Below are 12,475 nucleotides of genomic sequence, written 5' to 3' on the forward strand. Positions count from 1 at the left end.
CCTGTCCGCGTGCAGGAGACCGTCACCTGCCATCGCCCGGCCAAGCGTGGCGGGAACGGGCCCTCCGCAACAGGTCCAGGTCTCCGGCTAGGCTGGTACCAGCGGGACGCACAGGGCGTGTGCAGGGCGTACGACGACGGGACGAGGCGAGACCCCCGCGGAGGTGGGAGGTCGAGGTGGCGGATTTCCTGCTGCCGGTCAACCCGCAGAGCACGGTTCCGCTCTACGAGCAGATCATCACCGGGCTCGAGGACGCCATCCTCGCCGGGCAGTACGACGACGGCCCGCTGCCGAGCACGCGCCGCCTGGCCGAGGCGCTCGGCGTCTCCCGGAACACGGTGCTGACCGCGTACGACCGGCTCATGGAGCAGGGGCTGATCGTGACCGTCCCGCGCCGCGGTCTCTACGTCTCCTCGGACGCGGTGGTGCGGATGCGGGCCGCGCGGCGGACCACCCGTTCGCCGATGCAGCCGATCGACTGGGCGGCGCGGCTACCGGAACCGCCCCCGACTCCGGTGCACCGGGATCCGGCGTGGGCGCGGGCGCCGTTCCCCTTCGTGGTCGGCCAGCCCGACCCCACCATGTTTCCGATCGGCGCGTGGGAACGGGCGCAGCGTGAGGCGCTGCGGCAGGACGGGCTGACCCGGGTCATCGGGGACGCCGGCCAGGCCGACGACCCGGAGCTGGTGCGTCAGCTCTGCGAGCACGTGCTGCCCGCGCGCGGCATCTCCGCCCGTCCGGACCAGGTGATGATCACGCTGGGCTCGACGCACGCGCTGCACCTGCTGGCGAGCGTCCTCGTCCGGCCGGGCAGCGTGGTGCTCGTCGAGGACCCGGGCTACCCGGACGCGCGGACGATCATGCAGATGGCCGGTGCCGACGTGGTGCCCGGCGCGGTCGACGAGGACGGCCTGGTCGTCGAGGACCTGCCGGCGGACCTGCACGGCGCCCAGCTCGTCTACGTCACGCCGAGCCACCAGTACCCGACCGGCGCGACCATGTCGGCGTCCCGGCGTGAGGAGCTGCTGCGGCGGGCGGGAGCGGCGGACGCGGTCGTGATCGAGGACGACTACGACCCCGAGATGACGTTCCGCGGAATGCCCGCGGTGGCGGTGCGGGCCCTCGACGACGAGGACCGCGTGGTCTACCTCGGCAGCTTCAGCAAGCTGCTGGCACCGGGCCTGCGGCTCGGCTACGTGGTGGCGTCCCCGGCGCTCGTGGACGCCATGCGGGCCCGCTCCCGCTACGTGCTGCGTCACCCGCCCGGCCCGATGCAGCGCGCCCTCGCCCAGATGATCGCCAGCCGCGACCTGGCCCGTCACGTGCGTCGCGTCCGCGCCCACTACCAGGGGCTGTACGAGGAGATGGTGCGGGCGGTCGAGCGGCACGTGCGCTGGGGGCCGCAGCCGGTGCCGCGCGGCGGGCTGGCACGGTGGATCACCGGCCCGCCGGGGCTGGACGCCGGGGAACTCGCCCGCGAGCTGCGCCGGCAGGGCGTGCTGCTGGACCCGGGCGCGCCGTACTGGGCCACCCGGCCGGCGCCGCGTCACCACCTGCGCCTGGGGTACCAGGTGATGCCGCTGGACCGCATCGACGAGGGCGTGCGGCGGGTCGTGGAGGCCGTAGAAGTCCAGGTCCGGCCAGGGCTGGTACCCCCACCGACCCGGAAACTGGACGTTCCCCTCCGGGGTCGGAGTTCGTAACCTCCGACGCCATGACGTCGGACACCCACGCCTCCCTCCGCGCCGGCCATCTCGTGGACGAGCAAGCCGTCGTGACGCTGACCCAGGACCTGGTCCGCATCCCCTCGACCTGGGACGCGGGGCGCGGGCGCAGCGAGCAGCCCGCGGCGGAACTCGTCGCGGAGGTCATGCGAGGTTTCGGATGGCGACCGGACGTCACCGAGGTCGTCCCCGGGCGTCCCAACGTCGTCGCGGTGGTCGACGGTGGCCTGCCCGGCCCGACGCTGATGTTCGAGGGGCACACCGACGTCGTCACCGAGGGCGCTCCCGAGGAGTGGACTGTCGACCCGTTCGGCGGCGACATCGTCGACGGGCGGCTGTACGGTCGCGGCTCCGCCGACATGAAGGCCGGTGTCGCCGCGATGATCCACGCGACCCGGGCCGTCGAGCTGGCCGGGCCGTTCCCGGGCCGGATCGTGGTGGCGGCCCTGGTGGACGAGGAGGGCCAGATGCTCGGGGCGAAGCACTTCACCACGACGCCGCTGGCCGGTGAGGTGGACGCCGCGATCATCTGCGAGCCGGAGGCGGAGGAGATCTGCGCGGTCGCCAAGGGCGCCGTCCGGCTGCTGGTCACCTGCACCGGCAAGATGGCGCACGGCGCGATGCCGCAGCACGGCCGCAACCCCGTCCCCGCGGTGGCCGAGCTGGTCGCCGCGCTCGGCCGGTACCAGAAGGAGCTGCAGGCCGACCCGGGTGAGCACGAGCACCTCGGCCTGACGTTCCTGACCCCCACGGTCCTGGACGCCGGCTCCGCCGACCAGCTCAACGTCATCCCCGGCCGCGCCGTGCTCGGCGTGGACTGCCGGACCGTACCCGGTGTCGACCACGCCGCGCTCGCCGCGCGCGTCCGCTCCGACGCCGACGCCATCGGCGCCCGGCACGGCGTCACCTTCGCCGTCGAGGTCGTCGACGACCGGCCGTGCGCGGTCACCCCGGAGGACCACCCGATCTCGCTCGCCGTGGCCGACGCGCACCGCGCCGTCACCGGCGCCGAGCCGGTCTTCGGTGGTGTGCCCGGCGCGACCGACGGCACGATCCTGTGGCGCGACAGCGGCATCCCGAACGTCGTGTACGGCCCGGGCCCGAAGTGGATCGCCCACCAGCCCGACGAGTACGTCGAGGTCGACGACATCGTCCGCAAGACGAAGGTCTACGCCGAGGCGGCGCTGGCCTTCCTCAACGGGGCCACCGGCGCCCGGTCGGGTGCGGCGTCGTGACCGCGCAGGAGCTGCTGAACGCGCTGCCCGCCGGCCTGCCGATCGGCGCGGGCTGGACCACCACCGCGCAGACCGCGCCGGTCCGGTTCCCGTACGACGGCAGCATCGTGACCCAGGCGCCGTGGGGCGACATCGCCGACGGGGAGGCGGCTGTCGAAGCCGCGCGGGAGGTCGCCGCGGAGATGGCCGGCCTGCCCGGTCACCGGCGGCGCGCGATCCTGACGACAGTCGCCGCCGAGGTGCGCGCCCGCGCCGACGACCTCGCCGAGCTGCTGGTCCTGGAGACCGGCAAGCCGCTCGTCGACTGCCGGGTCGAGGTCGCCCGCACGCTTGTCACGCTGGAGACCGCCGCCGAGGAGGTCGGGCACCTGACCGGCGAGACGGTGGCACTGGACATGCAGCCGGCCGGCGAGGGCATGCTCGGCTTCTGGGTGCGCCGCCCGGTCGGTGTCGTCGTCGGCATCACCGGGTTCAACTACCCCCTGCTCCTGGCCGCCCACAAGGTCGCGCCGTCGGTCGCGGCGGGCTGCCCGGTGATCGTCAAGCCGGCGCCGAACACGCCGCTGGCCACGCTGGTGCTGGTCGACCTGTTCCGCCGGGCGGGCTGCCCGGCCGCCGGGGTCCAGCTCGTCACCGGTGGCGTCGAGGTCGGCAAGCTCCTGACCACGCATCCCGGCGTCGCCGCCGTGTCGTTCACCGGGTCCGCGCAGGTCGGCCACCAGATCGCCCGCGCCGCGGCCCCGCGCAAGGTGCTGCTCGAACTCGGGTCCAACGCGGCGCTCGTCGTCGGCCGCGACGCCGACCTGGACCGGGCCGCGGAAGCGGTCGTACGCGGGGGGTTCTACGCCTCCGGTCAGGCGTGCATCAGCGTGCAGCGGGTGATCGTCGAGGAGCCGGTCCGCGAGGCGCTGCTGGAACGCCTCCGGCCGCTGCTGGCTACGGTCACCACCGGCGACCCCCGGTCCGCCGGCACCCGGGTGTCCGCACTGGTGGACGAGGCGTCCACCGAGCGGGTCCACTCGTGGGTGGATCGCGCGGTCGCCGCCGGTGCGCGCTGCCTGGCCGGCGGTACGGCGCAGGGCCGGGTGCTGCAGCCGACGGTGCTCGTCGACGTCCCCGAGGACGCCGAGTGCTGGGCGGAGGAGATCTTCGGCCCGGTGGTCTGCGTCCGGTCGGTGCCGGACATGGACGCGGCGGTCGAGCTGGTCAACAGGTCGCGCTACGGGCTCCAGGCCGCCGTCTTCACCCGTGATCTGGCGGTGGCCCTGGACGTCGTGCGCCGTCTCGACGTCGGCGGGGTGCTCGTCAACGAGGTGCCCGGCTTCCGCGCCGACAACATGCCGTACGGCGGCGTCAAGGACTCCGGCATCGGCCGGGAGGGACCGCGCTTCGCCATGGAGGAGCTGACCGTGACCAAGATGGTGATGATCAGGCCATGATTCGGAGTGGGAGCACACACGCATGGTGATCTACTTCGTCCGGCGGCTGGCCATCCTCGCGGTATCCCTGTTCGCCGCGTCGATCCTCGTCTTCACGATGCTGTCGCTGCTGCCGGGCGACCAGGCGCAGGCGATGCTGGGTGTGAACGCCACCCCCGAGGCGCTGGAGGCGCTGCGGGAACAGTTCGGGACGAACCGCCCGTTCACCGAGCGGTACCTCGACTGGGCCGGCGGCCTGATCCGCGGTGACTTCGGCATCTCGCCGCTCAGCGGGGTGTCGGTCGGCTCGGAGATCGCCGACAAGCTCGGCGTGACGGTGCCGCTGATCCTGGCCGGGATGACGCTCGCGCTGCTCATCGCCGTGCCGCTGGGCATCCTCGCCGCCGTGAAGAGCCGGACCGCGATCGGGACGGCGCTGTCGGCGCTGAGCCAGGTCGGCATCGCCGTGCCGTCGTTCTGGCTCGGCATCCTGCTCATCACCGTGTTCGCGGTGAAGCTGCAGTGGCTGCCCGCCGGCGGGTTCACCGGATGGGACGACGTCGGCGGCGCCGTGCAGGCCCTGCTGATGCCGGCGCTGGTCCTCGGCGTGGCCCAGGGCGCGATCCTGATGCGCTACGTCCGGTCCGCGGTGGTCGAGGTCATGCAGGAGGACTTCATCCAGACCGCGCGGGCCAAGGGGCTCAGCCGCTCGCAGGCGCTGACCCGGCACGCGCTGCGCAACGCGGCCATCCCGGTCATCACCGTCCTCGGTCTGCAACTCGCGACGCTGCTCATCGGCACCGTCGTGATCGAGAACGTCTTCGGCCTGCCCGGTCTCGGCCGGATGCTGCTGCAGGACGTCGGCAACCGCGACCTGCTGAAGGTGCAGGGCACCGTGATGGTGCTGACCGCCGCGGTGCTTCTGATCAACTTCGTCGTCGACGTGGTGTACCACGCGGTCGACCCCAGGCTGAGGAGCAAGGCATGACATCAGTCGCCGACGCCCCACCGGACGCCACCGCCGACGTCGTCGCGGCCGGCCCGGTCAAGCCGCGCCGCCGCTGGAACCTCACGCTGGTGATCGGCGCCGGCCTGGTGGGCCTGGTCGTCCTCACCGCGCTGGTGTCGTTCCTCTGGACGCCGTACGACCCCACCCGGGTCGACCCGTCGCAGACGCTGCTCTCCCCGGGCGGGGACCACTGGCTCGGCACCGACCACTTCGGCCGGGACATCGTCAGCCAGCTCCTCGTCGGCGCGCGGACCACCCTGTTCGTCGGTGTCGTCGCCGTCGCGATCGCCGCCGCTGTGGGCGTACCCCTGGGTCTGCTCGCCGCCACCGGGCACCGCTGGCTCAGCGAGCCGGTGATGCGGGCGCTGGACATCGTGTTCGCCTTCCCGGCCATCCTGCTGGCGATCATCCTGGCTGCCGGCTTCGGCGCCTCCACCCTCACCGGCATGATCGCCATCGGCGTCGCCAACGTGCCGGTGTTCGGCCGCCTCACCCGGGCCGGCGCGATGCAGGTGCTGCAGAGCGACTTCGTGCTCGCCGCGCGCAGCTACGGCCGCCGGGGCGTGGTGCTCATGGTCCGGTACGTGCTGCCCAACATCGCCGCCCTGCTCATCGTGCAGGCGTCGGTGTCGTTCGCGCACGCGGTGCTCGCCGAGGCGGCGCTGTCCTACCTCGGGTACGGCACCCCGCCACCGACCCCCACCTGGGGCCGGATGCTCCAGGAGGCCCAGAACTACTTCGTCGTGCAGCCGATGCTCGCCGTCTGGCCCGGTCTGGCCATCGCCCTGTCGGTGCTCGGCTTCAACCTCATGGGCGACGGGCTGCGCGACGCCCTCGACCCGCGGCTGAGAGGACGGTGAGCGGCGTGAGCGGGCTCGTGGTGGAGGACCTCGTCGTCAAGGTCCACGACATCCAGGCCGTCAAGGGCGTCTCGTTCGAGATCGGGCGGGGCCGGCGGATGGGGCTGATCGGCGAGTCCGGCTGCGGCAAGTCCCTGACCGCGCTCGCGCTGATGGGCCTGCTGCCCCACGGCGTGACGGCGTCGGGCCGGGTGTTGCTGAACGGCCGGAACCTGCTCGACCTGTCCGACAAGGAGATGTGCGCGGTCCGCGGCAACGACATCGCCATGGTGTTCCAGGAGCCGATGACGGCGCTCAACCCGCTGATGCGGGTCGGCAACCAGGTCGCCGAGTCACTGCGGCTGCACAAGGGGATGAGCCGCGCGGCGGCCTCCGCCCGGGCCACCGAACTGCTCGAACGGGTCCAGCTGCCCGAGCCCGACCGGACCGCGCGCAAGTACCCGCACCAGCTCTCCGGCGGTCAGCGGCAGCGCGTCGTACTGGCCATCGCGCTGGCGTGCGACCCGGCCGTGCTGGTCGCGGACGAGCCCACCACGGCGCTGGACGTCACGGTGCAGGCGGAGATGCTGCGGCTGATGGACACGCTGGTGCGCGAGGAGGGCGCGTCGCTGCTGCTCATCACGCACGACCTGCCGGTCGTCGCCAGCATCTGCGAGGAACTGCTCGTCATGTACGGCGGCTCGATCGTCGAGCACGGCGACGTGGCGACGGTGTTCGACTCGCCCCGGCACCCGTACACGGCGGGCCTGCGGGCGTCCACGGTGCTGGAGAGCACCGACGGAAGCGGCCGGCTGTCGACGATCCCGGGCCGCGTCCCGTCGCTCGGGTCGTTCCCCACCGGCTGCGTGTACCGCAACCGCTGCCCGCGCGCCGACGACGTCTGCGCCACGGTGCCGCTGCTGACGGCGCCGCCCGGCAGCAACCAGCGGGCGGCCTGCCACCACCCCATCGAGAGCGACCAGCCCCTAGGAAGCGGGAAGGCCAGCGCATGACCACCACCCCGTTGCTGGAAGCCGTCGACGTGGTGCGCGAGTACCGCGCCCCGCGGCGGTCGCTGCGTACGCCGGGCCAGCCGATCCGCGCGCTCGACGGCGTGAGCGTGCAGGTCCACGAGGGCGAGGCGTTCGGCATCGTGGGGGAGAGCGGCTCCGGCAAGTCCACGCTGTCGCGCATCCTCATGGCCCTCGACCGGCCGACGTCCGGCACCGCGTTCTACAACGGGCAGCGGATCAGCGGCGTACCGGAGCGGAAGCTCGCGTTCCTGCGCCGCGACGTGCAGATGGTGCTGCAGGACCCGATGTCGTCGCTGAACCCGCGGATGCGCGTCGCGGACATCATCGCGGAGCCGATGCGCGCGCTGCGCCTGCCCGGCGACCACCGGGCCCGCGTGGCCGAGCTGATGCACTCGGTGGGCCTGCCCGAGGAGGCGGTGACCCGCTACCCGCACCAGTTCTCCGGCGGCCAGCGGCAGCGCATCGCCATCGCCCGCGCCCTCGCGGCCGGGCCGAAGGTCATCGTCGGCGACGAGCCGGTCAGCGCGCTCGACGTCTCGGTCCGCGCGCAGATCCTCAACCTGCTCACCGACCTGGCCGAGCAGTTCAAGCTGACCCTGATCCTGGTCTCCCACGACCTGTCCGTGGTCCGGTACCTCTGCGACCGGATCGCGGTGATGAACCAGGGCCGGATCGTCGAGACGGGTGACACCGAATCGATCTACTCCGACCCCCGGCACCCCTACACCCAGAGGCTGCTGTCCGCGGTGCCCACCCTGAGCGGCGACCTCCTGGACCGATTCAACAGGAGCAGCACATGAGGTTGGTTGACCGCGTCGCCGTCGTCACCGGAGGCGCCAGCGGCATCGGACTGGCCACCGTCGGCCGGCTCGTCGAGGAGGGCGCGCGCGTCGTCATCGCCGACCTCGACGGCGACCGCGCCGCCAAGGCGGCCGCCGACTTCGGGTCCGCCGTCGTCGGCGTGGCCTGCGACGTCACCCGGGCCGCCGACTGCCGCGCCGCCGTCGAGACCGCCGTCGAGCGGTTCGGCCGGCTCGACCTCATGCACGCCAACGCCGGTACGCCGTTCACCGGCCCGCTGGACGAGGTGGACCAGGCGACGCTGGACCGCGTGGTCGACGTCAACCTCAAGGGCGCGTTCTGGACCGCGCAGGCCGCCGCGCCCGCGCTGATCGAGGCCGGTGGCGGCGCGATCGTGTTCACCGCGTCGCTGCAGGCGGTCATCGCCCGCCCCCGGTACGCGCCGTACACCGCCGCCAAGCACGGCGTCATCGGTCTGATGAAGGCGCTGGCGCTGGAACTCGCGCCGCACGGCGTCCGGGTCAACGCGATCGCCCCGGCGGCGACCGAGACGCCGATGCTCTCGGCGTTCCTCGGCGGGATGGGTGACGTGCCGGACAGCGCCCGGGAGAACTTCCGGGCGTCGATCCCGCTGGGACGCATGGCGACGCCGCGCGACTCCGCCGACGCGGTGGTGTTCCTCGCCAGCGACGAGGCGCGAATGGTGACGGGCCACACGCTCGTCCTCGACGGCGGCACGACGGCCGGCTGAGGCGTCCCGTGACCAGTTCGCTGGCGGACCCTCCGTACGAGGGCACGATCGGGCGCACCTACCACGAGTCGACGGAGCACTGGAGCGCGCCGCAGTGGGCCGCCCCGGGCACCCCGAACGTGGTGTACGTGCTGCTGGACGACGTCGGGTTCGCCGACTTCGGCTGCTTCGGCGCCGAGATCGACACCCCGACGATCGACCGGCTGGCCGCGTCCGGGCTGCGGTACACCAACTTCCACACCTCGCCGCTGTGCTCGCCGACCCGGGCCAGCGTGCTCACCGGCCGCAACCACCACAGCGTCGGCATGCGCATGCTGTCCAACTTCGACAGCGGCTTCCCCAGCGGGCGGGGGCGGATCACCCACGCCGCCGCCACCGTCGCGGAGATGCTCGGCGACGCCGGGTTCAACACCATGGCGGTCGGCAAGTGGCACGTCGCGCCGCTGGAGCACACCACGCCGTCCGGCCCGTACGACCAGTGGCCGCTGGGCCGTGGCTTCGAGCGGTACTACGGCTTCCTGGAGGCCGAGACCGACAACTTCTATCCGGAACTGGTGTACGACAACCACCAGGTGGACCCGCCGGCCACCCCGGAGGAGGGCTACCACCTGACCGAGGACCTGACCGACCGGGCCATCGGGTTCGTCCGGGACCAGACCTCGTTCACCCCGGAGAAGCCGTTCTTCCTGTATCTGGCGTACGCCGCCGCGCACGCGCCGCACCAGGCCCCGCCGGAGTACCTGGCGAAGTACCGGGGCCGCTACGACGCCGGCTGGGACGTCATCCGCGCGGACCGGCACCGGAGGCAGATCGGGCTCGGCATCGTCCCGCCGGACGCGCCGCTGCCACCGCACAACCCCGGCGTCGTCCCGTGGGACGACGTGCCGCCGGAGCAGCGGCGCCTGTTCGCCCGCATGCAGGAGGCGTACGCGGCGATGGTCGACCACACCGACGCCCAGCTCGGGCGCCTGGTCGACTTCCTGGAGCGGATCGGCCGGCTCGACAACACGATCTTCGTGGTCATGTCGGACAACGGGGCGAGCCCCGAGGGCACGCCGCTGGGCACGCTCAACCCGACCGCGTTCCAGAACCGGGTGCCGGAGAACCTCCAGGACAGCCTGGCCCGGATCGACGAGATCGGCGGCCCGCGCGCGCAGAGCAACTATCCGCTGGGCTGGGCCCAGGTCAGCAACACCCCGTTCCGCCGCTACAAGCAGCACACCCACGAGGGCGGGGTCCGGGTGCCGTTCGTGCTGAGCTGGCCGGCCGGTGACGTACCCGGCGGGGGAGTGCGGACGCAGTTCCAGCACAGCATCGACGTCACCGCGACGGTGCTGGACCTCGTCGGGGTGCAGCCGCCCGCGGTGCGCCGGGGCGTCCCGCAGATGCCGCTGCACGGCCGTAGCTTCCGCGACGGGCTGCGCGACCCGGCGGCGCCACCGTCACGGGACCGCCAGTACTTCGAGATGTTCGGCCACCGCGGCATCTACCACCAGGGCTGGAAGGCTGTCGCGTTCCACGAGCGGGGCACCTCGTGGGACGAGGACCGCTGGGAGCTGTACCGGATCGACGAGGACCCGACCGAGAGCCGCGACCTGGCCGCCGAGCATCCGGAGGTGCTGCGGCGCCTCATCGAGGAGTTCTGGATCGAGGCGGCCCGCTACGACGTGCTGCCGCTGGACGACAGGGGATTCGCGGTTCGGGCCCGGGTGCCGCGACCCGGATCGGTACGGGACCGGCTGGACTTCACCTACCTGGCGGGCGTACCGACGATCTCCGGCGCGGCGGTGCCGCCGACGATGAACCGCTCGCACGCCATCACCGCCCGGGTGCACCGCACCGACGCCACCCAGGGCGGCGTGATCGTGGTGCTCGGCAACGTCAGCGGCGGCTACGTGCTGCACATCCAGGACAACCACCTGGTGTACGAGTACAACCACCTCGGCACCCACTACGTGCTGCGGTCCGAGGGCGAGTTGCCGCTGGGCCCGGTGGAGCTGACCTTCGAGCTGACCAAGACCGCCGACTGCCAGGGCACCGGCCGCCTGTTCGTGGACGGCGAGGCGGCGGGCGAGGCGCTGTTCCCGCGGTTGCTGCCGTTCTTCCACGGGTTCGCCGGCATGGACGTCGGGCGCAGCATCCACTCGCCGGTGTCGCCGAGCTACCCGGCCCGGCACGAGTTCTCCGGCGAGCTGGAGTACGTGCGGTTCCGGCTCGCCGCGTCCGAGGAGGTGGGTGAGCCCATCGCCCCGGCGGGCGACGTCGCGCCGCGTCCGTCGGCCGGCGTCGGGTTCGAGGTCGTGGACTGACGCGCGCGCCCGCGCGTACGGCGACGGCGCGTGGACGGACCTCGTTGTCCGTCCACGCGCCGTCCGTCCACCGGGGCCTCAGCGCAGGGCCAGACCCCACAGCGGGTCCTCCAGGAACCGGCCGACGTGGGCGAGCACCCGGCTGCCCAGTTCCCCGTCCACCAGCCGGTGGTCGAACGACAGCGACAACTGCACCGTCCACCGGGGAACGACCTGCTCGTCGACCACCCACGGCATCCGGCGCAGCGCGCCGAGGCAGAGGATCGCCGCCTCGCCGGGGTTGAGGATCGGAGTGCCGGCGTCCACGCCGAACACGCCGATGTTGGTGATGGTGATCGTCCCTCCGGCCAGGTCGGCGGGACGGGTGCGGCCCTCCCGCGCGGTGCTCGCCAGCTCGTTGAGGGCGACCGCGAGGTCCCGTACCGGAAGGGTCTGCGCGGCCTTGATGTTCGGCACGAGCAGGCCGCGCGGCGTCGCGGCGGCGATGCCCAGGTTGACGTCGGCGAACCGGACGATCTCCTGGTTCTCCTCGTCCCAACTGGAGTTCACGTCCGGATGCCGGCGGACGGCGTCCAGCACCGCCAGCGACGCCACGAGCAGCGGGCTGACCTTCACCCCCTGGAAGGCCGGGTCCTGCCTCAGCCGGTCCACGAACTCGACGGTGCCGGTCATGTCGACGGTGAGGAACTCGGTGACGTGCGGCGCGGTGAACGCGCTGGCGACCATGGCGGCGGCGGTCGCCTTGCGGACCCCGCGCACGGGCAGGCGCTCGTCCCGCCGGGCGTCGGTCGCCGGCGCCGGGCCGGTGGTGTGGTCGAGCAGGTCCTGGCGCGTGATCCGGCCGCCGGGGCCGCTGCCGCGTACCTCGGTCAGCTCCACACCGAGGTCCTTGGCGAGCTTGCGCAGCGGAGGCTTGGTGAGCACCGGCGGCCGGGACGTGTGCGCCGGGCGGGCCGGCTCGGCCGGGCGTACCGACGGCGTGGCGCGGCGTGGCCGCCGCGTCCGCGCCTGGGCGGACACCCCGTAGCCGACGAGCACCGCGGTGCGTTCCTCGGCGGGCTCCTCGGTGGCCGGCGATGCGGCGGCCGGCGCGGCGTCCGGGTCGTCCCCGGTCCGGATCGCGATGATCGGCGAGCCGACCTCGACGGTCTGCCCCGCCTCGGCCAGGAGGCGGTCCACCACCCCGGCGTACGGGCTGGGCAGCTCGACCACGGCCTTGGCGGTCTCGATGTCCACGATGACGTCGTTGAGGCCGACCGGATCGCCCGGTGCGACCCGCCAGGTGACGATCTCGGCCTCGGTGAGGCCCTCGCCGACGTCGGGCAGACGGAACTGCTGAACGGTCACGTGTACCT

General features: G+C 73.0%; 10 protein-coding genes. 9 read left to right on the forward strand and 1 reads right to left on the reverse strand.

Annotated elements, in window-relative coordinates:
• Window positions 1-176: 176 nt before the first annotated feature.
• Genes O7604_RS14935 through O7604_RS14975 form a run of 9 tightly spaced genes read left to right on the forward strand, consistent with a single transcriptional unit; the run spans window position 177 to window position 11,120 of the window.
• Complete coding sequence (locus O7604_RS14935) at window positions 177-1,703, forward strand: PLP-dependent aminotransferase family protein (RefSeq protein WP_281579900.1); 1,527 nt, start codon at window positions 177-179, stop codon at window positions 1,701-1,703.
• An 11-nt stretch (window positions 1,704-1,714) separates the two neighbouring features.
• Window positions 1,715-2,959: a M20 family metallopeptidase gene (locus O7604_RS14940; RefSeq protein ID WP_281579901.1), complete on the forward strand. Its 1,245-nt coding sequence runs from the start codon at window positions 1,715-1,717 to the stop codon at window positions 2,957-2,959.
• The gene (locus O7604_RS14945) at window positions 2,956-4,398 is read left to right on the forward strand and encodes an aldehyde dehydrogenase family protein (protein WP_281579902.1); all 1,443 of its coding nucleotides are present in this window, start codon (window positions 2,956-2,958) and stop codon (window positions 4,396-4,398) included. Before O7604_RS14940 ends, O7604_RS14945 begins: the two co-directional genes overlap by 4 nt.
• A gap of 22 nt (window positions 4,399-4,420) precedes the next feature.
• Window positions 4,421-5,365 (forward strand): ABC transporter permease, encoded by a 945-nt coding sequence (locus O7604_RS14950; RefSeq protein ID WP_194800627.1) that lies wholly within the window; start codon window positions 4,421-4,423, stop codon window positions 5,363-5,365.
• Window positions 5,362-6,246: an ABC transporter permease gene (locus O7604_RS14955; RefSeq protein ID WP_013288207.1), complete on the forward strand. Its 885-nt coding sequence runs from the start codon at window positions 5,362-5,364 to the stop codon at window positions 6,244-6,246. Before O7604_RS14950 ends, O7604_RS14955 begins: the two co-directional genes overlap by 4 nt.
• 5 nt (window positions 6,247-6,251) lie before the next feature.
• The gene (locus O7604_RS14960; protein ID WP_281579903.1) at window positions 6,252-7,238 is read left to right on the forward strand and encodes an ABC transporter ATP-binding protein; all 987 of its coding nucleotides are present in this window, start codon (window positions 6,252-6,254) and stop codon (window positions 7,236-7,238) included.
• Complete coding sequence (locus O7604_RS14965; protein ID WP_281579904.1) at window positions 7,235-8,059, forward strand: ATP-binding cassette domain-containing protein; 825 nt, start codon at window positions 7,235-7,237, stop codon at window positions 8,057-8,059. The genes O7604_RS14960 and O7604_RS14965 overlap by 4 nt, the downstream gene beginning before the upstream one ends.
• On the forward strand, window positions 8,056-8,811 hold the full coding sequence (locus O7604_RS14970) for an SDR family oxidoreductase (protein WP_281579905.1): 756 nt from the start codon (window positions 8,056-8,058) through the stop codon (window positions 8,809-8,811). Before O7604_RS14965 ends, O7604_RS14970 begins: the two co-directional genes overlap by 4 nt.
• An 8-nt stretch (window positions 8,812-8,819) precedes the next feature.
• Entirely contained in the window at window positions 8,820-11,120 is a 2,301-nt protein-coding gene (locus O7604_RS14975) for an arylsulfatase (protein ID WP_281579906.1), read from the forward strand.
• A 78-nt stretch (window positions 11,121-11,198) separates the two neighbouring features.
• Here O7604_RS14975 and O7604_RS14980 read toward each other — a convergent pair whose 3' ends face one another.
• Window positions 11,199-12,467 carry a dihydrolipoamide acetyltransferase family protein gene (locus tag O7604_RS14980; protein ID WP_281579907.1) on the reverse strand — a complete coding sequence of 423 codons (1,269 nt, stop codon included), beginning with the start codon at window positions 12,465-12,467 and terminating at the stop codon, window positions 11,199-11,201.
• Window positions 12,468-12,475 lie beyond the last annotated feature (8 nt).

Source organism: Micromonospora sp. WMMA1947, from assembly GCF_027497355.1.
Classification (GTDB): domain Bacteria; phylum Actinomycetota; class Actinomycetes; order Mycobacteriales; family Micromonosporaceae; genus Micromonospora.

Excerpts from the sequence above, each read along its gene's own strand:
- O7604_RS14940 (WP_281579901.1), top strand. The coding sequence starts at position 1,715 with ATGACGTCGGACACCCACGCCTCCCTCCGCGCCGGCCATCTCGTGGAC.
- O7604_RS14950 (WP_194800627.1), top strand. The coding sequence starts at position 4,421 with ATGGTGATCTACTTCGTCCGGCGGCTGGCCATCCTCGCGGTATCCCTG.
- O7604_RS14955 (WP_013288207.1), top strand. The coding sequence starts at position 5,362 with ATGACATCAGTCGCCGACGCCCCACCGGACGCCACCGCCGACGTCGTC.
- O7604_RS14965 (WP_281579904.1), top strand. The coding sequence starts at position 7,235 with ATGACCACCACCCCGTTGCTGGAAGCCGTCGACGTGGTGCGCGAGTAC.
- O7604_RS14970 (WP_281579905.1), top strand. The coding sequence starts at position 8,056 with ATGAGGTTGGTTGACCGCGTCGCCGTCGTCACCGGAGGCGCCAGCGGC.